This window comes from Pseudomonas sp. MPR-R2A5 (assembly GCF_058793055.1).
Map to the genome: position 1 here is coordinate 1 of NZ_JBXAFK010000080.1, position 24107 is coordinate 24107.

The window sequence follows — 24107 nt, forward strand, 5'->3', positions numbered from 1 at the left end:
CTGAGCCCTGTAGCGTACAGGACCCGGTCCGCTGTAGCCTAACCAACAGCTGTCCAGCTTTTGGGGCGCACTTCACTCCGCTATCGGGGGCAAGCCCCCTCCCACATTTTGATCGGTGTTGAGCTTGAATCAGCGGCTCTGGCGTTGTTGTAACAACAGGTTGCTAAAGCCCGCGCCCGCCAATTGTTTCTGCGCCACGGTCAGCTGTTCGCGGTTGCTGAACGGCCCCACCAGTACGCGATACCAGGTCGCATCTTTCACAGTGCCGGATTCTACCGTCACCGACTGTCCCAGCAGGATGATCTGCGCACGCACACGATCCGCATCCGCCTGTTTCGGGAAGGAGCCCGCTTGCAGGAAGAACTTGGTCACCGGCGCTGCCTTGGTCTCCGCAACCGGTGGTGCTGGCGGCGGGGTGATCCCGGCTAGCGCGGCCTGGGCCCGGGCGGTGTCGATTTTCGCCGCTTCCGCCGGGGTTACCGGGGTGGTCGGCACTTGTGGCGTCGGCAGGGTTTTCTCCGGCACGGCGTCAGGCGGCACGATCACTTCCGATTCCGGCAGCAACGTATAGAAGTCGTATTTCGGCTTCACCGGTGCGGTCGGACTTGGCGTGGTCTTGTTGGCCTCGGCGATTTTCGTGGCTTTTTGCTGCTCCTGCTTGACGCGTTTGACGTCATCGCCCTGGCCTGGGTCCAGCTTCATCAGGAACACGATAAACGCGCCGACCGTGAGGCCGATGGCCATCCACAGCCAGCCCGGAATGGGCTTCTTTGCCGGTGCCTGGTAGCGGCTGGCGCCGCGCTTGGGGGCAGGTTTTTTCTTGGCGGCCAACTTACATACGCTCCAGGGTTTCCAGGCCTAACAGTTCCAGGCCTTGCTTGAGGGTCCGTCCAGCCAGTGCGGCGAGGCGCAGGCGACTTTGCTTGTGGGCTTCGTCGTCGGCGCTGAGGATCGGGCAGTTCTCGTAGAAGCTGGAGAACAACCCGGCTACTTCGTACAAATAGGTGCACAGGATATGCGGCGTGCCTTTCTCGCCGACGCTGTTCAGCACTTCGCCGAATTGCGCCAGCTTGGCGCCCAGCTCCTGTTCCTGGGGGGCTTCCAGCACGATCCGTCCTTGCACTTCGCTGAAATCCTTGCCCAGCTTGCGGAACACCCCGGCCACGCGGGTGTAGGCGTACAGCAGGTACGGCGCGGTGTTGCCTTCGAAGTTGAGCATCAGTTCAAAGTTGAAGCTGTAGTCGCTGGTGCGATGCTTGGACAGGTCGGCATATTTCACCGCGTCTATGCCTACCACACGGGCGATGTTGCGCAGATCGGCCTCGGCCAGCTCTGGGTTCTTTTCCTTCACCAGGGTGTAGGCGCGTTCCTGGGCTTCGGTCAGCAGGTCGATCAGCTTCACGGTGCCGCCGTCGCGTGTCTTGAACGGGCGGCCATCGGCGCCGTTCATGGTGCCGAAGCCCATGTGTTCCATGTGCATCGGGTGGGTGACGAAACCGGCGCGGCGCGCCACTTCGAACACCTGCTGGAAGTGCAGGGCCTGGCGCTGGTCGACGAAATACAGCGCACGATCCGCCTTGAGCACGCCGCTGCGGTAGCGCACGGCGGCCAGGTCAGTGGTGGCGTAGAGATAGCCGCCATCGGCCTTGACGATGATCACCGGCAGCGGCTCGCCATCGGCGGTCTTGAATTCTTCGAGGAACACGCACTGCGCGCCATTGCTCTCGACCAGCATGCCCTTGGCCTTGAGGTCGTTGACCACGTTGATCAGGTCGTCGTTGTAGGCGCTTTCGCCCATCACGTCGGCCATGGTCAGCTTGACGTTGAGCAGTTCGTAGAGGTGTTGGCAGTGGGCCAGCGAGATATCGCGGAAGCGGCTCCACAGTTCCAGGCATTCCTTGTCGCCGGCTTGCAGCTTGACCACCAGGCCACGGGCACGGTCGGCGAACTCTTCGGATTCGTCGAAGCGCTTCTTCGCGGCGCGGTAGAAGTTCTCCAGGTCCGACAGCTCGTTGCTGGTGATCGGGTTTTCCTGCAGGTAGGCCATCAACATGCCGAACTGGGTGCCCCAGTCGCCCACATGGTTCTGGCGGATCACGGTGTCACCGAGGAACTCCAGTACCCGCGCCACGCCGTCGCCGATGATGGTCGAACGCAGGTGACCCACGTGCATCTCCTTGGCCAGGTTCGGCGCCGACAGGTCAATGACCACACGCTGGGTATCACCCGCTTTGCGCGTGCCGATCCTGGCATCGGCCAGCGCGGCGTCGAGGCGCGACGCCAGGGCCTGGGTGTTCTGGAAGATATTGATAAAGCCTGGGCCAGCGATTTCGGCCTTGCTCACCTGTGGGTCGGCGGGCAGCGCGGCGATGATTTTCTCTGCCAGGTCGCGCGGCTTCATGCCGGCGGGCTTGGACAGCATCATGGCAATGTTGCTGGCGAAGTCACCGTGGGTCTTGTCGCGGGTGTTTTCCACCTGGATCGCCGGCGTCAGGCCTTCAGGCAACACACCTTCGTTGACGAGTTGGGTGAGGGCTTGTTGGATCAGCTGGCGAATGGTGTCTTTCATGGTGTTCTCTTTCGACCGCAAGCGGCGGTGCGCGATGCGCAGGTGGAAAAACTGGGCATTATCCGTGGCGAGGGCGGGCTTGCCAACCTTCGCAGGACCTATGGCCAGGCTTAATACAAATCTACCGGGTCTACATCCAGTGACCATCGCACCTGGCGGCCGCTGGGCATTTGCTCCAGCGCAAGTAACCAGCTACTTAATAGCCGGTGCAGGGGCGCGCGGGAGATGGCTTGCAGGAGTAGTTGAGCGCGATAACGTCCGGCGCGGCGCTCCATGGGGGCGGGCACGGGGCCGAGCAATTCGATGCCGCCCAGGCCCAGTTCGCCGAGCAAGCGTTCGGCAGCGCTGCACGCTTCATCCAGAAAACCTTCGGCCTGCCCCGGCTTGTGGGCTTCGGCGCGCAGCAACGCCAGGTGCGCAAAGGGCGGCAGGCCAGCGGAGCGGCGTTCACTCAGCGCCTGCTCGGCGAAGGCGAAGTAGCCTTGTTCTGTCAGTTGAATCAGCAGTGGATGGTCGGCCAGGTGTGTCTGGATGATCACCTTGCCCGGCTCCTCAGCCCGCCCGGCGCGCCCGGCGACCTGCACGATCAGTTGTGCCATGCGCTCGCTGGCGCGGAAATCGCCGGAAAACAGGCCGCCATCGGCATCCAGGATCGATACCAGGGTCACCCGGGGAAAGTGATGGCCTTTGGCAAGCATTTGCGTGCCCACCAGGATGCACGGCTGGCCTTTCTGGATCGTGGCGAACAGTTGGTTCATCGCGTCTTTGCGCGAGGTGCTGTCGCGATCGACCCGCAGTACCGGGTAGTCCGGGAACAGAATGCCCAGGCGCTCTTCGGCGCGCTCAGTGCCGGCACCCACCGGGCGCAGGTCGACCTTGCCGCACTGCGGGCAGTGGCGTGGCACGCGCTCCACATGGCCGCAGTGGTGGCAGCGTAGTTCGCCATGGCGCTGGTGGACGGTCATGCGCGCATCGCAGCGCTCGCACTCGGACATCCAGCCGCAGTCATGGCACAGCAGCGTCGGCGCAAAGCCACGGCGGTTGAGAAACACCAGGACTTGCTGGCCGGCAGCGAGGGTCTGGCCGATGGCCTGCTGCATCGGGCCGGAAATCCCGCTGTCCAGCGGTCGGCTTTTCACGTCCAGGCGCAGGAAGCGGGGCTGTTTGGCGCCGCCGGCCCGTTCATTCAAGCGCAGCAGTCCATAACGACCGGTGTAGGCGTTGTGCAGGCTTTCCAGGGACGGCGTGGCTGAACCCAGCACGATCGGGATGTCTTCCTGGCGGGCGCGCACCAGCGCCAGGTCGCGGGCGTGGTAGCGCAGGCCTTCCTGTTGTTTATAGGAGCCGTCGTGCTCCTCGTCGATGATGATCAGCCCGGGATTTTTCATCGGCGTGAACAGCGCCGAACGGGTGCCGATAATGATGTCTGCTTCGCCGTCCCGCGCCGCCAGCCAGGACTCCAGGCGCTCCCGGTCGTTGACCGCCGAATGCACCAGGGCGATACGCGCGTTGAAGCGTTGCTCGAAACGCGCCAGGGTCTGCGGGCCCAGGTTGATTTCGGGGATCAGCACCAGCGCCTGCTTGCCGGCTTGCAGGGTTTCGCGGATCAGCTGCAAATAGACTTCGGTCTTGCCGCTGCCGGTGACACCGGCCAGCAGGAATGCGTGGAAACAGTCGAAACCGGCGCGAATGGCTTCGTACGCGGCGCGTTGTTCGGGGTTGAGCGGCAATTCCGGCTGGGCCAGCCAGTGTTCGTGGCGTGGGTCGGGGGCGTGCTTGCGGATTTCCACTTGCACCAGGCCCTTGGCCAGCAGCAGGTCGAGGCTGTCTTTGCTCAGCATCAGTTTGCTTAATAGCTGATGCGCGACGCCATGGGGGTGCTGGGCCAGGGTGGCGAGGGCTTCACGCTGGCGCGGGGCACGGGCGATGCGTGGGTCGTCAAGGCGCGCGCCGGGCACCATCGACCAGAAGCGCTCCTGGCGCGCCTCGGCCGGCTCGCCCTGGCGCAGCAGTACGGGCAGCGCCCAGCTCAATGTGTCGCCCAGGCTGTGCTGGTAATACTGGGCGGTCCACAGGCACAGCTTGAACAGCGCGGGCGGCAGAGGCGCCGTGGCATCAAGGATGGCCACGGCGGGCTTGAGTTTTTCGGCGGGCACTTCGCTGTGGTCGGCGACTTCCACCAGGATGCCGATCATCTCCCTGCGGCCAAACGGCACGCGCACGCGCATGCCCGGCTGCAACTGCGCGCGCAGCACACCGGCCGGGGCCCGGTAGTCGAACAGGCGGCGCAGGGGCGAGGGCAGGGCGAGGCGCAGGATGGCGTCGGGCACGCGGGGGGTCTCATCTATAAGGGCAGGCGGTGGCGCAGTGGCGGGAGACTAGCAGACCGGCGGTGAGCATGCAGCACTGCGGTGCCTGCATCGCGAGCCAGAGCGCTCCCGCAAGGGCCAGGCTATGCCGTTGTTTTCTGATGAAAGGCGCTTTTATCTTTACCGGCGACGAGCGTCGACGCTTGCGCGTTTAAAAAGGTCTGGTAGAATCCGCGGCCTAATTACGTGCGGTATTCGACAATAGTGTCGAGTGGCGGCACGCTAGCCCGAGGAAGTCACCATGAAAGCCGATATCCATCCAGCGTACGAAACCATCGAAGTAACCTGCAGCTGCGGCAACAAGTTCGAAACTCGCTCGAACCTGTGCAAGCCACTGGGTACTGACGTATGCAACGAGTGCCACCCGTTCTACACCGGTAAGCAGAAAACTCTGGACACCGGCGGCCGTGTACAGCGCTTCGCAGATCGCTTTGGTGCTTTCGGCAAGAAGCCTGCTGCTACTCCAGCAGAGTAAGGCTCAAGGGCCTTATGGGCTTTTGCCAGCTGTTGAAAAAGGCGTCCCTTGTGGGCGCCTTTTTTGTGCCTGGGATTTGGCTGTCGGCTGCCCAGGCCCAGGTGTTCTGCCCCGCACCGGCGGCCCTGGCGCGCGTAGACGTGCAGCGCGTGGTGGATGGCGACACGGTGCGCCTCAAGGATGGCCGCAGCGTGCGTATGATCGGCCTCAACGCGCCGGAAATCGGTAAGAAGGGCCGCCCCGACGAACCTTTTGCCGTTGCCGCCCGCCTGCGCCTGCAGACACTGGTGGACGCCAGTGAGGGGCGCGTGGGCCTGGTGCCGGGGCGTGAGCGCAAGGATCATTATGGTCGCACGCTGGCCCACCTCTACGGTGCCAACGGCGAGAACCTGGAGGCGCAACTGCTGGCCGACGGCCTGGGTTTCCAGGTGGGCGTGGCGCCGAATGTCGACCTTGTCACCTGTCAGCAGGCGGCGGAAGACAGCGCTCGCCAGGCACGCCTGGGGGTGTGGCGCCAATCGCCGGTGCAAAGCGCGGAGCAGCTCAAGCGTTCCGGGTTTGCCGTGGTCGGCGGCCGGGTCAGCAGGATAGAGCGCAATCGCGGCGGAATCTGGATTGAATTGCAAGGGGCGCTGGTATTACGCATTGCGCCCGATTTGATCAGTCAATTCGACACGGTGCTGCTCGATGGTCTGCAAGGCCGCTCGATCGAGGCGCGTGGCTGGGTACAGGATCGTGCGCGACGTGGCGGCCTGAAAAGTGGACAGCCCCGTTGGCTCCTGCCACTGACCGCCCCCGGCATGTTGAAAACCACGCCTTGAGAAAAAATTGTAGACATTTTTTGTGTCGATTGTGAACAGTTAAGCCCTTGTATCCCGTGGCTCTTGGCCGAAAGTCTTAGTGCAGGGCCCTTGACACCGGTGACTGCCCAGTCTTGTAGGGACTTTGCGACACGAGTATCCTCGGCGGTCCGTCGACCAACAGTAAAAGCGGAATGCCGATATGTCTGATTTGAAAACTGCCGCTCTCGAATATCATGCCCATCCTCGTCCAGGAAAGCTGAGTGTAGAGCTCACCAAGGCCACTGCCACTGCCCGCGACCTGTCGCTGGCCTACAGCCCTGGCGTTGCCGAGCCCGTACGTGAAATCGCCCGCGACCCTGAGCTGGCCTACAAGTACACCGGCAAAGGCAACCTGGTTGCAGTGATTTCCGATGGCACCGCGATCCTTGGCCTGGGTAACCTCGGCCCATTGGCCTCCAAGCCAGTCATGGAAGGTAAAGGCGTGCTGTTCAAGCGCTTTGCCGGCATCGACGTTTTCGACATCGAAGTCGATTCCGAAAGCCCGCAGGCTTTCATCGACACCGTTAAGCGCATTTCCATCACCTTCGGTGGCATCAACCTGGAAGATATCAAGGCACCTGAGTGCTTCGAGATCGAAAAGGCCCTGATCGAGCAGTGCGACATTCCGGTATTCCACGATGACCAGCACGGCACCGCGATCGTTACCGCGGCCGGCATGATCAACGCCCTGGAAATCGCTGGCAAAACCCTGGCTGACGCCAAGATCGTCTGCCTGGGTGCTGGCGCTGCGGCCATCTCCTGCATGAAGCTGATCGTCAGCATGGGCGCCAAGCTGGAAAACATCTACATGGTCGACAGCAAGGGCGTGATCCAGTCCGAGCGTACCGACCTGAACCAGTACAAGGCGATGTTTGCCCACCCGTCCTCCAAGCGCACCTTGGCTGAGGCCCTTGACGGTGCCGACGTGTTCGTCGGCCTGTCCGGCCCGAACCTGCTGAGCGCTGAAGGCCTGAAGGCTATGGCGGCCAACCCGATCGTGTTCGCCTGCTCCAACCCGGACCCGGAAATCGCCCCGGAGCTGGCTCACGCCACCCGCGACGACGTGATCATGGCCACCGGCCGTTCCGATTACCCGAACCAGGTCAACAACGTACTGGGCTTCCCGTTCATCTTCCGTGGTGCCTTGGACGTTCGCGCCAAGCGTATCAACGAAGAAATGAAAGTGGCTGCTGCAAACGCCCTGCGTGAACTGGCCAAGCTGCCAGTCCCTCAGGATGTGTGCGATGCCTACGGTGGCGCCAAGCTGGAATTCGGCCGTGAGTACATCATCCCGAAACCAATGGATAAGCGCTTGATCACCGTGATCTCCGATGCCGTGGCTAAAGCCGCCATCGAGACCGGTGTGGCGACCCTGCCGTATCCGAAGAACTACCCGCTGCAAAGCGTGGATGATGTGTTCAACGGCTAAGCCGTTGTAGCGCACCAACAAAAAGCCCCGGCTCTCACGAGTCGGGGCTTTTTGTTGGGTGACCGTTATCTGAAGATTTTTGAAGGCCCCAATGTGGAAGGGGGCTTGCCCGATGGCGGTGTGTCAGTCACTCGATGAGCTGGCTGGTCCACGGCTATCGGGGGCAAGCCCCCTCCCACATTGGGTTCTGCGTAGGTTTGAGGCCCAGGTCAGAACAAATCGATCGGCGCTGCCTCATCCGCCGGCAGCGGGCTGCCCGGCCACCCACCGGGTCGATCCGCAGGCTCAGGATGCCTTTCGGGGCATTTTGTTGGGTGACCGTTATCTGAAGATTTTAGAAGTCCCAAATGTGGGAGGGGGCTTGCCCCCGATAGCGGTGTGTCAGTCACTCGATGAGCTGGCTGGTCCACTGCTATCGGGGGCAAGCCCCCTCCCACATTGGGTTCTGCGTAGGCTGAGGCCCAGGTCAGAACAAATCGATCGGCGCCGCCTCATCCGCTGGCAGCGGGCTGCCCGGTGCAACGCCATTGCCCAGCTCGTTGACCGAGGGCGGGGTGTCTTCGCTCTTGAACAGCTCGAAGTACGCATTCGGGGTGCTCGGCGATGCCGCACGGCCACTCACCGGGTCGATCCGCAGGCTCAGGATGCCTTCAGGTTCCGGTTGGGTATGCAGCGGTTTGTCCTTCAATGCCGCGCCCATGTAGCTCATCCAGATCGGCAATGCGACGGTGCCACCGAACTCGCGGCGGCCAAGGCTTTCCGGTTGGTCGAAGCCCGTCCAGACGGTGGTCACGTAGTCGCCGTTGTAGCCGGAGAACCAGGCATCCTTGGATTCGTTGGTCGTACCGGTCTTGCCTGCGATATCCGCGCGGCCCAGGGCCAGGGCGCGGCGGCCGGTACCCTTCTTGATCACGTCTTCGAGGATGCTGTTGAGGATATAAGTGGTGCGACCGTCGACCACGCGCTCTGCCACGGCGGGTACCTGTGGGTCGGTGGCGGCGGCGCCCGGTGCTACGGGGGCGGTGCCTGGGGTCGGCTCGATGGTGATACCACCGTGGCTAGGCGCCGCAATGCCATCGCTGGCTGCCACGCCGTTGACCACGTCACCCGGCACGCGTGGCGGGTTGGCGGTGAACAGGGTATCGCCATTGCGGCTTTCGATCTTGTCGATCAGGTAGGGCGTGATCTTGTAGCCGCCGTTGGCGAAGGTGCTCCAGCCGGTGGCGATTTCCATCGGCGTGAGGGTCGCCGTACCCAGGGCCAGGGACAAGTTGGGTGGCAGGTCCGACTTGGCGAAACCAAAGCGGGTGATGTAGTCGATGGTCTTGCCTACGCCCATCGCCTGCAGCAGGCGGATCGACACCAGGTTGCGCGACTTATACAGCGCCTCGCGGATACGAATCGGGCCGAGGAACGTGTTGGTGTCGTTCTTGGGGCGCCAGACCTTGTCCAGGTACTCATCGACAAACACGATCGGCGCGTCGTTGACCAGGCTGGCGGCGGTGTAGCCGTTATCCAGTGCGGCGCTGTAGATGAACGGCTTGAAGCTCGAACCCGGTTGGCGCTTGGCCTGGGTCGCGCGGTTGTAGTTGCTCTGCTCGAAGGCAAAGCCGCCGACCAGGGAGCGGATTGCGCCGTTCTGTGGGTCGAGGGACACCAAGGCGCCCTGGGCCACGGGGAGTTGGCTGAATTTGAGGCTGTCGTCTTTCTGGCGTTGCACGCGGATCAGGTCACCCACCTGCGCCACGTCTGACGGCTGCTTGGGCATTGGGCCCATGCTGTTGGTATTCAGGAATGGGCGTGCCCATTTCATGCTGTCCCATGCGACATGGGCTTCGCCGGTACGGGTCAGTACCTGCAGGCCATCCTTTTGCACCTGGATGACGATGGCCGGCTCCAGGCCGCTGATCGCGCGCTGCTTGCCCAGCTCGGCGGTCCAGGCGCTCAGGGTCTTGCCCGGCAGGCGCGACTCAGGGCCGCGATAGCCGTGGCGCTGATCGTAGGTGATCAGGCCGGAATGCAACGAGGTATTCGCGATTTCCTGCAAGTCGCTCGACACTGTGGTCGTGACGCGGAAACCTTCGGTATAGGCATCGCTGCCATAGCGGCCGACCATCTCGGCCCGCGCCATCTCGGCGATATACGGGGCGTTCACTTCCGGCGTCGGCACGTGGTAGCTGGCGTTCAGCGGCTCGGCCACCGCACTTTCATAGGCGGCCTGGTCGATCTTGCCCAGCTTGTACATGCGGCCCAGGATCCAGTCGCGGCGTTCTTTACTGCGCGCCGGGTTGGCCAGGGGGTTGAAGCGCGACGGCGCCTTGGGCAGGCCGGCAATCATCGCCATCTGCGCCAGGCTGGCGTCACGAATCGACTTGCCGTAGTACACCTGGGATGCGGCTTCGATGCCGTAGGCGCGGTTGCCCAGGTAGATCTTGTTGACGTACAGCTCGAGGATTTCGTCCTTGGTCAGCTGACGTTCGATCTGTAAGGCCAGGAGAATCTCGGTGGCTTTACGCGAAAAACTGCGTTCGCTGGTGAGGAAGAAGTTCTTCGCCACCTGCATGGTGATGGTGCTGCCGCCGGATTGAATGTGTCCGCTTTTGACCAACTGCGTGGCGGCCCGTACCAGGCTGCTGGGGTCGACACCGTAGTGGTTGGCGAAATTATCGTCTTCAGCCGACAGCAATGCGCTGATGAAATTGGGCGGGATGTCGGCGAAACGGATCGGGGTACGGCGCATTTCGCCGAACTCCGCGATCAGTTTTTCATCGCTGCTGTAGACCCGCAAAGGAATCTGCAACTGGATGCTTCTCAGGGCCTCTACAGAGGGCAAACCCGGACTAAGGTAGAGGTAGGCCCCGCTGAGTACGAGCAGTAGCCCGCAGACGATCGCGATGATGGAGTACCCGAAAAACTTCAGCAGACGAATCAAGGCTTTTGGATTTCCAGAGAAAAGAATGAGTTAGGCGCCGGGGTATGCATGGGAAACGATGGATCGACCCGACCTGCAGATAAAAAGCGGGAAAAAACGCTGGGCATTAAAGCATTTTTCGCCTTGGGGCGTCATTCGCGCCTCTTAAACAAGCCGACCGAATGCAGGGTGCCCGGCCGCAATCAGGCGGTATGACAGGGAAAGCAATGAGGAGTTTTATGGTAAAGGGATTTTTCAGGCGAAAAGTCGACACCGTCCTGGGGGTCGATATCAATGAAGCGGGGATCAAACTGGTCGAGCTGGGGCGTTCAGCCAGCGGCTACACCGTTCAAGGCTATGCCACGCAGGCCCTGCCGGCCCGCGCGGTGGTCGATGGCACGTTGCTCGACCTTGAGGGCATCGGGCTGGCGCTGCAGCAGGCGTTGTCCCGGCTGCATACGTCGGCCCGGCAGGCGGCGATTGCCGTGTCTGGGTCCTCGGTGATCACGCGGGTGATCGAAATGGAGGCAGGGCTCAGTGACGATGAAATGGCCAGCATGATCCTGGTGGAGGCAGACCAATACATTCCCTACCCATTGGAGGAGATGGCCCTGGACTTTCAGGTGCGCGGTCCATCGGCCGCGGACCCGAAGCGGGTCGAGGTGTTGCTGGCGGCATGCCTCAAGGAGCAGGTCGAGGCGCGTGAGGCGGTTCTGGCCTTGGCCGGGTTGGTGCCGCGAGTGGTCGATGTGGAAGGGTTTGCATTGGCGCGCGCAAGCAGTCAGGATTTCGCCAGCTTCACGCCGGGCCGTCGAGTCGATGGCGCACAGTGGGCCTTGGATGCCCAAGGGATGGGAGTAGCCTGCGGGTTGGCCCTGAGGAGTTTCGCTGGATGACACGAATCAATCTTTTGCCCTGGCGCCAGGCACTGGCGGAGCGGCGGCGCAAGTATCTCCTGATGCTGTTGCTGGCGTTTGCCTGCGTGGCTCTGGCGGCGGTATGGCTGGCGGACCAGGTTATCGACCAGGCGATCGACCGGCAGGTGACGCGTAACAATCACCTGGGCAAGGAAATCACTGTCCAGGACGCGCGCATCAAGACCATCGACGACCTGCAGGTGCAAAGCCAGCAACTGGCGGAGCGCATGAAAGTCGTGCAGGACCTGCATGACGCCCGCTCCGGCAGCGCGCGGTTGTTGGATCAACTGGCCCGTGCGGTGCCTGATGGCGTACATCTGCATGAGGTCGTGGCAAAGGGCAATACGGTGAGCATCAGCGGCAGCGCTGATTCGAGCCAGGATATCGCCCAGTTGATGCGCCGCCTGGACGCCTCCGAAGGCGCCCACGCGACGCGTCTGCAACAGGTGCGGGCGGAAGGCGAGCGGGGCAGCAACGGGTTTCAATTGATGGTACGCCAGGGAGCGTCCACCGAGGCCCAGCCATGAGCCTGCCCAGGCTCGACTTTTTTGCACTCTCTCACCACGCTGCGAAATGGCCCTTGCCTGGCAAGGTCCTGCTCGGCTGCGCGCTCGCCGGCCTGGTGCTGGTAGTGGGCGAGGCTGCATGCCTGAGTCCGTCGCGGGACCGGTTGAAGGTACTCGAGGTGCAGGAAGGAGGCTTGCGGCAGCAGCTCGCCGAGAAAGTTGGGCTGGTCGCCGCGCTTGAACAGCAAACCCAACAGTTCCAGGCGATGCAACAGCGCTTCGCCGGGCTTTTGCAGGCGTTGTCCCAAGAGGCTGAAGTGCCAAGGCTGCTTGAAGACATAGCGCGGTTGGGCGTCGCCAATGGCTTGGCAGTCGAGGGCATCGTCCTGTTGGATGAGCAGGCGCACGCCTTGTATATCGAGCAGCCCGTGCAAATGGCTGTCACCGGGGGGTATCACGACCTGGCGACATTCCTGAGCGCTCTGGCCGGGTTGTCGCGAATCGTCACGGTACACGATCTGGCGCTGCGATCTGATGGGCCACTGCTGCGCCTCGACCTGCAGGCCAGGACCTATCGGCGTACGTCGCCAGGTGTCCGGTCGGTAGAGCTCGGCCAGGGCGTCGAGCCGCGGCCGCACTTTGTCTACGACGCTTCGTCCTTGCGCGATCCCTTCCAGCCGCCCGCGTTGCAGGTACATCACACGCCAGGCCGGCCAACCCAGGCCCCCGACTTCGCGCGGCCACGAGGCGCGCTCGAAGCTATCGCTATCGACCAGTTCGAAATGGTCGGCACGCTGTCCCGTGGTGTGCAGCGCTTTGCCCTGCTGCGGGCGGCCTCCGCGGTGCATCGGCTCGCAGTGGGTGACTACCTGGGGCCCGACCATGGTCGGGTGACCGCCATTCATGATGGTCATGTCGAACTGGTCGAGCTTTTCCCGAATGAACAGGGTGCCTGGCTGGAGCGCCCACGAACCCTCGTACTCAACGTCAACTCATAACGGAATCAAACAATGAAAAGGACTTTCTCGTCCTTCGGTGTGGCGCTATGGATAGCGTTCACGGCACCGATGGTTTTCGCTGTGCCCAATCGTGTGGACCTGATCCAGCTGCCGCCACCCGAAAGCGCGTCGCCGAGCTACTCCGGCGACAAGCTGAGCCTCAATTTCCAGAACATCGAGCTACGCGCGGTGCTGCAACATATCGCCGATGTGGCGGGCCTCAATCTGGTGGCCAGCGACGAAGTGCAGGGCGCGATCACCCTGCGGCTCAGGGACGTGCCCTGGGATCAAGCCCTGGACCTGGTGTTGCAAAGCAAGGGCTTGGACAAGCGCATCAAGGCCGGTGTCTTGCTGGTGGCGCCTGCCGACGAGCTGGCCGCCCGCGAACTGCTGACCCTGGAGTCGCGGCGGCAGATGGCCGAACTCGCGCCACTGCGCCGCGAACTGTTACAGGTCAACTACGCCAAGGCAGCGGACCTAGCCAAGCTGTTCCAGTCGGTGACGGGGCACGAGGGCGCGACCGATGAGCGCGGTTCGGTGGCGGTGGATGATCGCACCAATAACATCATCGCCTACCAGACCGGCGAGCGCTTGGAGGAGCTGCGGCGGATCGTGGCGCAGTTGGACATCCCGGTGCGCCAGGTGATGATCGAGGCGCGGATTGTCGAGGCCAACGTTGACTATGACAAAAGCCTGGGCGCGCGTTGGGGCGGTCGATTGAGTCACGGCAAGTGGGGCGCAGGTGGTATCAGCAAACCCTTGGCGAGCGGCGAGGAACTGCCGGATAACCCGCCCAGTTCGCCCTTTGTCGACCTGGGCGCGGTTACGGGCACCTCAGGGCTGGGCGTCGCGTTTATCACCGATAACCTGCTGCTGGACTTGGAACTGACGGCCATGGAGAAGACCGGCAATGGCGAAATCGTCTCGCAACCCAAGGTAGTGACGTCCGACAAGGAAACCGCGCGCATCCTCAAGGGCACCGAGATCCCCTACCAGGAATCCAGCTCCAGTGGCGCCACCTCGGTGTCCTTCAAGGAGGCCTCGCTGTCACTGGAGGTCACCCCGCAAATCACGCCTGACGACCGCGTGATCATGGAGGTCAAGGTCACCAAGGACGAGCCCGACTACCTGAACAAGCTCAACGACGTACCGCCGATCAAGAAAAACGAGGTGAACGCGAAGGTGCTGGTCAAGGATGGCGAGACCATCGTCATCGGCGGGGTTTTCTCGAATACCCAAAGCAAAGTGGTAGATAAAGTGCCATTTTTCGGCGATGTGCCGTATCTTGGCCGCCTTTTCCGGCGCGATGTGCTGGCGGAGAAAAAATCCGAGCTGCTGGTATTCCTGACTCCGCGTATTATGAATAACCAGGCGATTGCTGTGAGTCGTTGATTCTGTGCGAAATTTGATTCTTGTAGGACCGATGGGCGCTGGCAAAAGCACCATCGGCCGTTTGCTGGCCAAAGAGCTGCGCCTGCCATTCAAAGATTCCGACAAGGAAATTGAATTGCGCACGGGCGCCAATATCCCATGGATCTTCGATAAGGAAGGCGAGCTGGGCTTTCGCGACCGCGAGCAGGCGATGATTGCCGAGCTGTGCGGCTGCGATGGCGTGGTATTGGCGACCGGCGGTGGCGCGGTGATGCGCGAGGAAAATCGCCGGGCCCTGCATGCCGGTGGTCGGGTGGTCTATCTGCATGCGTCGGTCGAGCAGCAGGTGGGCCGCACTGCTCGCGATCGCAATCGCCCATTGCTGCGCACCGCCGACCCGGCGAAAACCTTGCGGGATCTGCTGGCGCTGCGCGATCCGTTGTATCGGGAAATCGCCGATCTGGTGGTGGAAACCGATGAGCGGCCGCCTCGTATGGTGGTACTCGACATTCTTGAGCGCCTGCAACGGTTGCCACCCCGTTAAAGCCAGGCCCGAAATGCGTTATTCTCGGCGGCGCGTTATCACCCTGCGGGGTGTGGCGTAGAGCCATCAGGTGGCGTCGGATTTCGACGTTACCGGTCGTCAAAACATCTTCAACGCGGGGACACATGCAGACACTTAAGGTCGATCTAGGCGAGCGCAGCTACCCGATCCATATTGGCGAAGGTCTGCTGGACCAGCCCGAGTTGCTCGCACCGCACATTGCCGGGCGGCAAGTGGCGATCATCTCCAACGAAACGGTCGCGCCGCTGTATCTTGAGCGTCTGAGCCGCAGCCTGGCGGCTTATTCGGTGATCTCCGTGGTATTGCCCGACGGCGAAGCCCACAAGAACTGGGAAACCCTGCAACTGATCTTCGATGGTCTGCTCACCGCACGCCATGACCGCCGCACCACCGTGGTCGCCCTCGGCGGCGGCGTGATCGGTGACATGGCCGGCTTTGCGGCCGCCTGTTACCAGCGTGGCGTGGACTTTATCCAGGTGCCCACCACCCTGTTGTCCCAGGTTGATTCGTCGGTGGGCGGCAAGACTGGCATCAACCACCCGCTGGGCAAGAACATGGTGGGTGCGTTTTATCAGCCTCAAGCCGTGCTGATCGACACCGCGACCCTCAACACATTGCCACCGCGCGAGCTGTCGGCGGGGCTGGCCGAAGTCATCAAGTACGGGCTGATCTGCGACGAACCGTTCCTGACCTGGCTGGAAGAACACGTCGACGCCCTGCGCGCCCTCGACCAGGTGGCGCTGACCGAAGCGATTTCCCGCTCCTGCGCCGCCAAGGCGTTGGTGGTGAACGCCGATGAACGGGAGTCCGGCGTACGGGCCACCTTGAACCTCGGGCACACCTTCGGCCATGCGATCGAAACCCACATGGGCTATGGTGTGTGGTTGCATGGAGAGGCCGTAGCGGCTGGCACAGTGATGGCATTGGAGATGTCCCAACGCCTGGGCTGGATCAGCGCCCAGGAGCGTGATCGCGGTATCCGCCTGTTCCAGCGCGCCGGCTTGCCGGTCATCCCGCCTACCGAGATGACCGAGGCAGACTTCCTCGAACATATGGCGATAGACAAGAAAGTGATCGACGGTCGACTGCGACTGGTGCTGCTGCGCCACATGGGTGAAGCGGTAGTGACCGACGATTATCCGAAAGAGATTTTACAGGCCACGCTGGGAGCGGATTACCGCGCCCTGGCCCAGCTTAAAGGTTAATAAGATCCCGATGACTAGTTTGCATGCCGACGAGGCGTTCCTCGGCCATTACCAGTTAAGCCACGACCCTTTTGCTCCACGGGTGCCTGGTTTCAAATTTTTCCCGGCCCAGCGCAAGCCGGTGCTCGGCCAGTTGCACCATCTAGCGCGCTACAGCCAGTTGCTGCTGGTGGTCACCGGCCCACTGGGCAGTGGCAAGACCCTGTTGCGCCAGGCGCTGGTCGCCAGTACCAACAAGCAATCGGTACAGAGCGTCGTAGTATCGGCTCGCGGTGCCGGTGATGCGGCGGGTGTACTGCGCCAGGTGGCCCAGGCTCTTGATGTGCCCACTGCCGAGCCGAACGCGATTCTCAAGCAGGTGGTGCAACTGGGCCTGACCGGCCAGGAGGTCTACCTGCTGGTGGATGACGCCGAGCAGCTTGACGAATCCGCCCTGGAAGCGCTGTTGGCGCTGGCCGCCGGTACGCCGGAAGGTCGCCCGCATGTGTTCCTGTTCGGTGAGTCGTCGCTGATCGCCGATCTGGAGCAGATCAGTGGCGAACAGGAGCTGTTCCACGTCATTGAGTTGCAGCCTTACGAAGAGGAAGAAACCCGTGAATATCTGGCCCAACGCCTCGAAGGCGCCGGGCAGGGCATCGAACTTTTCTCCGCTCAACAGATCTCTGATATTCACGAAAGCTCCGACGGCTGGCCTGGCACCATCAATCAGGTCGCCCGCGATGCAATGATCGAAGCCATGATTGCCAGCCGCTCTGCGGTCAAGCGTCCAAAGATGGGGTTCACTATGCCTAAGAAGCACGTATTGGCCATTTCCGCCGTGGTCGTGGTCGCCGTTGCCGCCGCCTGGTTGATCCCGGGCCGCAGCAAGGCGCCGACGACCGCTGGCGCGCCAACCGAACAGGCGCAGTTGCCACTGGGCAAGCCCACGCCAAACGTAGAATTCGCCAACTCCGGTCAACCGACCAGCCTGCCGATGGTGGGCCAGCCGGTCATGCGCGGCCCGCTTGCCGAAGAAGCCGGTGGCATCTCCGAAGGCGACGACGGCGTGCCGGTAGAAGGCTCCAGCGCCACGCCGCCGACCGTGACCACCACCGCGCCACCTGCGGGCGTGCCAGCCGGTCAGCCGGCGGCAAAACCGACACCAGCGCCGACGGTCGCGACCGCCAAGCCTGCGCCTGTCACCAAGCCCGTCGCAGCTGCACCGGTCGCCAAGCCAGCCCCGGCGCCGGCCGCCAAGCCTGCTGAAAAACCCGTGACCGTTGCCAAGGCCGGTGCCGCCGGCAGCAGCTGGTACAGCAGCCAGCCTACCGGTAACTTCGTGGTGCAGATTCTCGGCACCAGTTCCGAAGCCAACGCCCAGGCGTTCGTGAAAGAGCAGGGCGGCGAGTACCGTTATTTCAAGAAAGTGCTCAACGGCAAGCCTCTCTACGTGATCACTTACGGCAACTTCTCCAGCCGCGCAGCAGCTGAATCCGCTATCAAGGCCTTGCCAGCGAAGGTTCAGGCTGGTAAACCTTGGCCTCGCACTGTCGCCAGCGTTCAACAAGAACTGGCAACAACTCGCTGAAGATCCGGCGGCCTTACCCAGGCCGCCCTCTCGGCACCTCAAAAAAACAACAAAGCGTGCAGCCCTGAAGGCCGCGCGCTTTGTGGTGTCTGCGTCACAGTAGCTTTTGAGTCGTAGCGGTCAGAATTAAAAAAGTTTTGACTAGCACAGCATATCGCTTTAAACCTTTCATAAATGCGACATAGATTTGCGACATTTCGTCGCTAAATTTGTGGGCGTCTGTGTCGGTGTGTACAATGACCTCCCTTTTGCCCCCGCAAAGCCGGCGTACGTTCGGCGTGGAAGGTAACCGGTTGAATTGAAAAGAAATTTGCCTCGATATAAGAGGCAGCCTGGTGAGAAAGTGTCTATGAAAGCAGGTCTGTACCAACCCGATGAATTCAAGGATAACTGCGGTTTCGGCCTGATTGCCCATATGCAGGGCGAGCCCAGTCATACCCTTTTGCAAACGGCCATCGAGGCCCTGACCTGCATGACCCACCGCGGTGGGATCAACGCCGACGGCAAGACCGGTGACGGTTGTGGCTTGCTGATTCAAAAGCCCGACCTGTTCCTGCGCGCCGTCGCCAAACAGCATTTCGCTGTCGACCTGCCCAAGCAGTACGCCGTGGGCATGGTGTTTTTCAACCAGGACCCGGTCAAAGCCGAAGCCGCTCGCGAGAACATGAACCGCGAAATCCTGGCTGCCGGCCTGCAACTCGTCGGCTGGCGCAAAGTGCCGATCGACACCAGCGTGCTCGGCCGCCTGGCCTTGGAGCGCCTGCCGCAGATCGAACAAGTGTTTATCGCGGGCGATGGCCTGAGCGACCAGGACATGGCGATCAAGCTGTTCACGTCCCGTCGTCGTTCGTCCGTGGCCAACGCTGCCGACACCGATCACTACATCTGCAGCTTTTCCCACAAGACCATCATTTATAAAGGCCTGATGATGCCGGCGGACCTCACCGCCTTCTATCCAGACCTGAGCGATGAGCGCCTGCAAACCGCAATCTGCGTGTTCCACCAGCGCTTCTCCACCAACACCCTGCCGAAATGGCCGCTGGCCCAGCCATTCCGCTTCCTCGCCCACAACGGCGAGATCAACACCATCACTGGCAACCGTAACTGGGCCGTGGCCCGTCGCACCAAGTTCGCCAACGATTTGATGGACCTCGAAGAGCTCGGCCCGCTGGTCAACCGCGTCGGTTCCGACTCCTCCAGCATGGACAACATGCTCGAGCTGATGGTCACCGGCGGCATCGACCTGTTCCGTGGCGTGCGCATGATCATTCCGCCTGCGTGGCAGAACGTCGAGACCATGGACCCCGACCTGCGGGCGTTCTATGAATACAACTCGATGCACATGGAACCCTGGGACGGCCCGGCCGGCGTGGTGATGACCGACGGCCGCTACGCGGTGTGCCTGCTCGACCGTAACGGCCTGCGCCCGGCGCGTTGGGTGACCACCACCAACGGTTTCATCACCCTGGCGTCGGAAATCGGCGTGTGGAACTACCAGCCGCAAGACGTGATCGCCAAAGGCCGCGTCGGCCCTGGCCAGATCCTGGCCGTGGACACCGAAACCGGGCAGATCCTCGACACCGATGCGATCGACAACCGCCTGAAGTCCCGTCACCCCTACAAGCAATGGCTGCGCAAGAATGCCCTGCGCATCCAGGCGACCATGGAAGACAACGACCACGGTTCGGCGTTCTACGACATCGACCAGCTCAAGCAGTACATGAAGATGTACCAGGTCACGTTCGAAGAGCGCGACCAGGTGCTGCGCCCGCTTGGCGAGCAAGGCTACGAAGCCGTCGGCTCCATGGGTGACGACACGCCGATGGCCGTGCTGTCCCAGCGTGTGCGCACGCCGTACGACTATTTCCGCCAGCAGTTCGCCCAGGTGACCAACCCACCGATCGACCCGCTGCGCGAAGCCATCGTGATGTCCCTGGAAGTCTGCCTCGGTGCCGAGCGCAACATCTTCCAGGAGTCGCCTGAGCACGCCTCCCGCGTGATCCTCAGCTCGCCGGTCATTTCCCCGGCCAAGTGGCGTTCGTTGATGACCCTGGAGCGTCCGGGCTTCGACCGCCAGATCATCGACCTGAACTACGACGAGAGCCTCGGCCTTGAAGCCGCTGTGCGCAACGTCGCCGACCAGGCCGAAGAGGCTGTGCGCGCCGGGCGTACCCAGATCGTGCTGACCGACCGCCATATCGCGCCGGGCAAGTTGCCGATCCACGCCTCCCTGGCCACTGGTGCAGTACACCATCGCCTGACCGAAAAAGGCCTGCGCTGCGACTCCAACATCCTCGTGGAAACCGCCACCGCCCGTGACCCGCACCACTTTGCGGTGTTGATCGGCTTCGGCGCCTCGGCGGTGTACCCGTTCCTTGCTTATGAAGTGTTGGGTGACCTGATCCGTACCGGTGAAGTACTGGGCGACCTCTATGAGGTGTTCAAGAACTACCGCAAGGGCATCACCAAGGGCCTGTTGAAGATCCTGTCGAAGATGGGCATCTCCACCGTCACCTCGTACCGCGGTGCTCAATTGTTCGAAGCGATCGGCCTGTCCGAAGAAGTCTGCGAGCTGAGCTTCCGTGGCGTGCCGAGCCGCATCAAGGGTGCGCGTTTCGTCGATATCGAAGCCGAACAGAAAGCCCTGGCCGCCGAAGCCTGGAGCGCGCGCAAGCCGATCCAGCAAGGTGGCCTGCTCAAGTTCGTCCACGGTGGCGAATACCACGCCTACAACCCGGACGTGGTCAGCACCCTGCAAGCCGCCGTGCAGCAGGGCGACTACGCCAAGTTCAAGGAATACACCGCGCTGGTGGATAACCGCCCGGTGTCGATGATCCGCGACCTGTTCAAGGTCAAGACCCTGGACACGCCGCTGGCCATCAGCGACATCGAACCGCTGGAATCGATCCTCAAGCGCTTCGACTCCGCCGGTATCTCCCTGGGCGCCTTGTCGCCTGAGGCCCATGAAGCCCTGGCCGAAGCCATGAACCGCCTGGGTGCGCGTTCCAACTCCGGTGAAGGCGGTGAAGACCCGGCGCGCTACGGCACCATCAAGAGCTCGAAAATCAAGCAAGTGGCGACGGGCCGTTTCGGGGTGACCCCGGAGTACCTGGTCAACGCCGAAGTGCTGCAGATCAAGGTTGCCCAAGGCGCCAAGCCCGGCGAAGGCGGCCAGCTGCCAGGCGGCAAGGTCAACGGTTTGATCGCCAAGCTGCGTTACGCAGTGCCGGGCGTGACCCTGATTTCGCCGCCGCCGCACCACGACATCTACTCGATTGAAGACTTGTCGCAGCTGATTTTCGACCTGAAACAAGTCAACCCGCAGGCGCTGGTCTCGGTGAAACTGGTAGCAGAAGCGGGCGTCGGTACCATCGCCGCTGGCGTGGCCAAGGCCTATGCCGACCTGATCACCATCTCCGGCTACGACGGCGGCACCGGTGCTTCACCGCTGACCTCCATCAAGTACGCCGGTGCGCCGTGGGAACTGGGCCTGGCTGAAACCCACCAGACCCTGCGCGGCAACGACCTGCGTGGCAAAGTGCGCGTGCAGACCGACGGCGGCCTGAAAACCGGCCTCGACGTGATCAAGGCCGCGATCCTCGGCGCCGAAAGCTTCGGCTTCGGCACCGCGCCAATGATCGCCCTGGGCTGCAAATACCTGCGCATCTGCCACCTGAACAACTGCGCCACCGGCGTCGCCACTCAGAACGAGAAGCTGCGCAAGGATCACTACATCGGCACCGTCGACATGGTGGTGAATTTCTTCACCTACGTCGCCGAAGAAACCCGTGAGTGGCTGGCCAAGCTGGGCGTGCGCTCCCTCGAAGAGCTGATCGGTCGTACCGATCTGCTGGACGTCCTCGAAGGCCAGACCGCCAAGCAACAGCACCTGGACCTGACGCCACTGTTGGGCAGCGATCACATCCCGGCAGACAAGCCTCAATTCTGCCAGGTGGACCGCAACCCACCGTTCGACAAGGGCCTGCTGGCCGAGAAGATGGTCGAGATGGCTGCTTCCTCGATCAACGATGCCAGCGGTGGCGAATTCGCTTTGGATATCTGCAACTGCGACCGTTCCATCGGCGCCCGCATCTCCGGCGAAATCGCGCGCAAGCACGGCAACCAAGGCATGGCGAAAGCGCCGATCACCTTCCGCTTCAAGGGCACTGCGGGCCAGAGCTTTGGCGTGTGGAACGCCGGTGGCCTGCACATGTACCTGGAAGGTGACGCCAACGACTACGTGGGCAAGGGCATGACCGGCGGCAAGCTGGTCATCGTTCCGCCCAAAGGCAGCGTCTACAAGACCCAGGACAGTGCCATCATCGGCAACACCTGCTTGTATGGCGCCACGGGCGGCAAGCTGTTCGCCGCCGGTACGGCCGGTGAGCGTTTCGCCGTGCGTAACTCCGGTGCCCACACCGTGGTGGAAGGCACTGGCGATCACTGCTGCGAGTACATGACCGGGGGCTTTGTCGCGGTACTGGGCAAGACCGGCTACAACTTCGGTTCGGGCATGACCGGCGGTTTCGCCTACGTGCTGGACCAGGACAACACCTTCGTCGACCGGGTCAACCACGAGTTGGTCGAGATCCAGCGGATCAGCGGCGAAGCGATGGAATCCTACCGTAACCACTTGCAGCACGTGCTGGACGAGTACGTCGAGGAAACCGGCAGCGAATGGGGTCGTAACCTCGCCGAGAACCTCGATGATTACCTGCGTCGTTTCTGGCTGGTCAAGCCCAAGGCTGCCAACCTGAAATCGTTGCTTTCCAGCATCCGTGCCAACCCGCAGTGATATGCGCCTGAAGAGTTTGATGAGGTTTTAACATGGCTGAACGTCTGAATAACGACTTCCAGTTCATCGATGTCGGGCGCAAAGATCCGAAGAAGAAACTGTTGCGTCAACGCAAGAAAGAGTTCGTGGAAATCTACGAACCCTTCAAACCCCAGCAGTCGGCCGACCAGGCCCACCGCTGCCTGGGTTGCGGTAACCCGTATTGCGAATGGAAGTGCCCGGTGCACAACTTCATTCCCAACTGGCTCAAGCTGGTGGCCGAGGGCAACATCCTCGCCGCCGCCGAGCTGTCGCACCAGACCAACACCTTGCCGGAAGTCTGCGGCCGGGTGTGCCCGCAAGACCGTCTGTGCGAGGGTGCCTGCACCCTTAACGACGGCTTCGGCGCGGTGACCATCGGTTCGGTGGAGAAGTACATCACCGACACCGCGTTCGCCATGGGCTGGCGTCCGGACATGTCCAAGGTCAAACCGACGGGCAAGCGCGTGGCGATCATCGGTGCGGGCCCGGCGGGCCTGGGCTGTGCCGACGTGCTGGTGCGTGGCGGCGTGACCCCGGTGGTGTTCGACAAGAACCCGGAAATCGGCGGCCTGCTGACCTTCGGTATCCCCGAGTTCAAGCTGGAAAAAACCGTACTGAGCAACCGTCGTGAAGTGTTCACCGGCATGGGCATCGAGTTCCGCCTGAACACCGAAATCGGTAAAGACGTGACCATGGAGCAACTGCTCGCCGAATACGATGCCGTGTTCATGGGCATGGGCACCTACACCTACATGAAGGGCGGCTTTGCCGGTGAGGATCTGCCGGGCGTGTATGACGCCTTGGATTTCCTGATCGCCAACGTCAACCGCAACCTGGGCTTTGAAAAGTCGCCGGAAGATTTCGTCGACATGAAGGGCAAGAAGGTCGTGGTGCTGGGTGGTGGTGACACCGCGATGGACTGCAACCGCACCTCGATTCGCCAGGGCGCCAAGTCGGTGACCTGTGCCTACCGTCGTGACGAAGCCAACATGCCTGGCTCGCGCAAAGAGGTGAAGAACGCCAAGGAAGAAGGCGTGAAGTTCCTCTACAACCGCCAGCCGATCGCCATCGTGGGTGAAGACCGTGTCGAAGGCGTGAAGGTGGTCGAGACCCGTCTCGGCGAACCGGACGCCCGTGGCCGTCGCAGCCCCGAGCCGATCCCGGGCTCCGAAGAGATCATCCCGGCCGACGCCGTGGTCATTGCGTTCGGCTTCCGCCCAAGCCCGGCCCCCTGGTTCGAGCAGTTCGAAATCCAGACCGACAGCCAGGGCCGCGTCGTCGCCCCGGAACAAGGCCAGTACAAGCACCAGACCAGCAACCCGAAAATCTTCGCCGGTGGCGATATGGTGCGCGGCTCTGACCTGGTGGTAACCGCGATCTTCGAAGGCCGTAACGCCGCCGAAGGGATCCTGGACTACCTGAACGTCTAACCCATTTCAGGCTGAAATGCGGTCAAAAATGTGGGAGGGGGCTTGCCCCCGATAGCGGTGGTGAAGTGCGCCCCAAAAGCTGGACAGCTGTTGGTTAGGCTACAGCGGACCGGGTCCTGTACGCTACAGGGCTCAGT

The 24107-nt window shown here is 62.2% G+C and carries 15 protein-coding genes and 1 pseudogene; 12 read left to right on the plus strand and 4 right to left on the minus strand.

Annotation, left to right across the window (positions count from 1 at the left end; all coding sequences use genetic code 11):
- Positions 1–129 precede the first annotated feature (129 nt).
- The 3 genes from AC1Q6I_RS33360 to AC1Q6I_RS33370 form a co-directional block, all read right to left on the minus strand.
- The gene (locus tag AC1Q6I_RS33360; protein ID WP_024072954.1) at positions 130–831 is read right to left on the minus strand and encodes an SPOR domain-containing protein; all 702 of its coding nucleotides are present in this window, start codon (positions 829–831) and stop codon (positions 130–132) included.
- A 1-nt stretch (position 832) separates the two neighbouring features.
- Positions 833–2569: an arginine--tRNA ligase gene (argS, locus tag AC1Q6I_RS33365; protein ID WP_102625311.1), complete on the minus strand. Its 1737-nt coding sequence runs from the start codon at positions 2567–2569 to the stop codon at positions 833–835.
- 110 nt (positions 2570–2679) lie between these two features.
- The gene (locus tag AC1Q6I_RS33370) at positions 2680–4899 is read right to left on the minus strand and encodes a primosomal protein N' (RefSeq protein WP_024072956.1); all 2220 of its coding nucleotides are present in this window, start codon (positions 4897–4899) and stop codon (positions 2680–2682) included.
- Positions 4900–5179: 280 nt separating this feature from the next.
- Here AC1Q6I_RS33370 and rpmE point away from each other — a divergent pair, with 280 nt between their 5' ends.
- The 3 genes from rpmE to AC1Q6I_RS33385 all read left to right on the plus strand — a co-directional run bounded on the left by rpmE (position 5180) and on the right by AC1Q6I_RS33385 (position 7684).
- Positions 5180–5413, plus strand: coding sequence for a 50S ribosomal protein L31 (rpmE, locus tag AC1Q6I_RS33375; RefSeq protein ID WP_005784030.1), 234 nt, complete (start codon positions 5180–5182; stop codon positions 5411–5413).
- A 14-nt stretch (positions 5414–5427) separates the two neighbouring features.
- The gene (locus AC1Q6I_RS33380) at positions 5428–6234 is read left to right on the plus strand and encodes a thermonuclease family protein (RefSeq protein ID WP_102625310.1); all 807 of its coding nucleotides are present in this window, start codon (positions 5428–5430) and stop codon (positions 6232–6234) included.
- 181 nt (positions 6235–6415) lie between these two features.
- The gene (locus AC1Q6I_RS33385; RefSeq protein ID WP_024072958.1) at positions 6416–7684 is read left to right on the plus strand and encodes a malic enzyme-like NAD(P)-binding protein; all 1269 of its coding nucleotides are present in this window, start codon (positions 6416–6418) and stop codon (positions 7682–7684) included.
- 466 nt (positions 7685–8150) lie between these two features.
- On the opposite strand, the gene AC1Q6I_RS33390 is transcribed toward AC1Q6I_RS33385, so the two are convergent.
- Complete coding sequence (locus tag AC1Q6I_RS33390) at positions 8151–10613, minus strand: penicillin-binding protein 1A (RefSeq protein ID WP_370531104.1); 2463 nt, start codon at positions 10611–10613, stop codon at positions 8151–8153.
- Between the two features lie 221 nt (positions 10614–10834).
- On the opposite strand from AC1Q6I_RS33390, the gene pilM reads away from it, so the two are divergent.
- From pilM to AC1Q6I_RS33435, 9 genes and pseudogenes are all read left to right on the plus strand, one after another.
- Positions 10835–11491 (plus strand): type IV pilus biogenesis protein PilM, encoded by a 657-nt coding sequence (gene pilM, locus AC1Q6I_RS33395; RefSeq protein ID WP_102625309.1) that lies wholly within the window; start codon positions 10835–10837, stop codon positions 11489–11491.
- Positions 11488–12039, plus strand: coding sequence for a PilN domain-containing protein (locus AC1Q6I_RS33400; RefSeq protein ID WP_024072961.1), 552 nt, complete (start codon positions 11488–11490; stop codon positions 12037–12039). The genes pilM and AC1Q6I_RS33400 overlap by 4 nt, the downstream gene beginning before the upstream one ends.
- Entirely contained in the window at positions 12036–13016 is a 981-nt protein-coding gene (locus tag AC1Q6I_RS33405) for a pilus assembly protein PilP (protein WP_102625308.1), read from the plus strand. Before AC1Q6I_RS33400 ends, AC1Q6I_RS33405 begins: the two co-directional genes overlap by 4 nt.
- 135 nt (positions 13017–13151) lie before the next feature.
- Positions 13152–14408 (plus strand): annotated as a pseudogene (locus AC1Q6I_RS33410) (type IV pilus secretin PilQ); the annotation flags it as partial.
- Between the two features lie 4 nt (positions 14409–14412).
- Entirely contained in the window at positions 14413–14931 is a 519-nt protein-coding gene (gene aroK, locus AC1Q6I_RS33415; RefSeq protein ID WP_024072964.1) for a shikimate kinase AroK, read from the plus strand.
- Positions 14932–15056: 125 nt separating this feature from the next.
- Positions 15057–16157: a 3-dehydroquinate synthase gene (gene aroB, locus AC1Q6I_RS33420; protein ID WP_024072965.1), complete on the plus strand. Its 1101-nt coding sequence runs from the start codon at positions 15057–15059 to the stop codon at positions 16155–16157.
- 10 nt (positions 16158–16167) lie between these two features.
- The gene (locus AC1Q6I_RS33425; protein WP_102625307.1) at positions 16168–17724 is read left to right on the plus strand and encodes an SPOR domain-containing protein; all 1557 of its coding nucleotides are present in this window, start codon (positions 16168–16170) and stop codon (positions 17722–17724) included.
- Between the two features lie 349 nt (positions 17725–18073).
- Entirely contained in the window at positions 18074–22519 is a 4446-nt protein-coding gene (gene gltB / locus AC1Q6I_RS33430; protein WP_024072967.1) for a glutamate synthase large subunit, read from the plus strand.
- A gap of 32 nt (positions 22520–22551) precedes the next feature.
- Positions 22552–23970 carry an FAD-dependent oxidoreductase gene (locus AC1Q6I_RS33435; protein ID WP_024072968.1) on the plus strand — a complete coding sequence of 473 codons (1419 nt, stop codon included), beginning with the start codon at positions 22552–22554 and terminating at the stop codon, positions 23968–23970.
- Positions 23971–24107: the final 137 nt, after the last annotated feature.

What these genes read in the sequence shown, in the direction of transcription:
- argS (WP_102625311.1), bottom strand. Translation starts at nt 2,569, where the DNA reads ATGAAAGACACCATTCGCCAGCTGATCCAACAAGCCCTCACCCAACTC.
- rpmE (WP_005784030.1), top strand. Translation starts at nt 5,180, where the DNA reads ATGAAAGCCGATATCCATCCAGCGTACGAAACCATCGAAGTAACCTGC.
- AC1Q6I_RS33380 (WP_102625310.1), top strand. Translation starts at nt 5,428, where the DNA reads ATGGGCTTTTGCCAGCTGTTGAAAAAGGCGTCCCTTGTGGGCGCCTTT.
- AC1Q6I_RS33385 (WP_024072958.1), top strand. Translation starts at nt 6,416, where the DNA reads ATGTCTGATTTGAAAACTGCCGCTCTCGAATATCATGCCCATCCTCGT.
- pilM (WP_102625309.1), top strand. Translation starts at nt 10,835, where the DNA reads ATGGTAAAGGGATTTTTCAGGCGAAAAGTCGACACCGTCCTGGGGGTC.
- AC1Q6I_RS33400 (WP_024072961.1), top strand. Translation starts at nt 11,488, where the DNA reads ATGACACGAATCAATCTTTTGCCCTGGCGCCAGGCACTGGCGGAGCGG.
- AC1Q6I_RS33405 (WP_102625308.1), top strand. Translation starts at nt 12,036, where the DNA reads ATGAGCCTGCCCAGGCTCGACTTTTTTGCACTCTCTCACCACGCTGCG.
- aroB (WP_024072965.1), top strand. Translation starts at nt 15,057, where the DNA reads ATGCAGACACTTAAGGTCGATCTAGGCGAGCGCAGCTACCCGATCCAT.
- AC1Q6I_RS33425 (WP_102625307.1), top strand. Translation starts at nt 16,168, where the DNA reads ATGACTAGTTTGCATGCCGACGAGGCGTTCCTCGGCCATTACCAGTTA.
- gltB (WP_024072967.1), top strand. Translation starts at nt 18,074, where the DNA reads ATGAAAGCAGGTCTGTACCAACCCGATGAATTCAAGGATAACTGCGGT.
- AC1Q6I_RS33435 (WP_024072968.1), top strand. Translation starts at nt 22,552, where the DNA reads ATGGCTGAACGTCTGAATAACGACTTCCAGTTCATCGATGTCGGGCGC.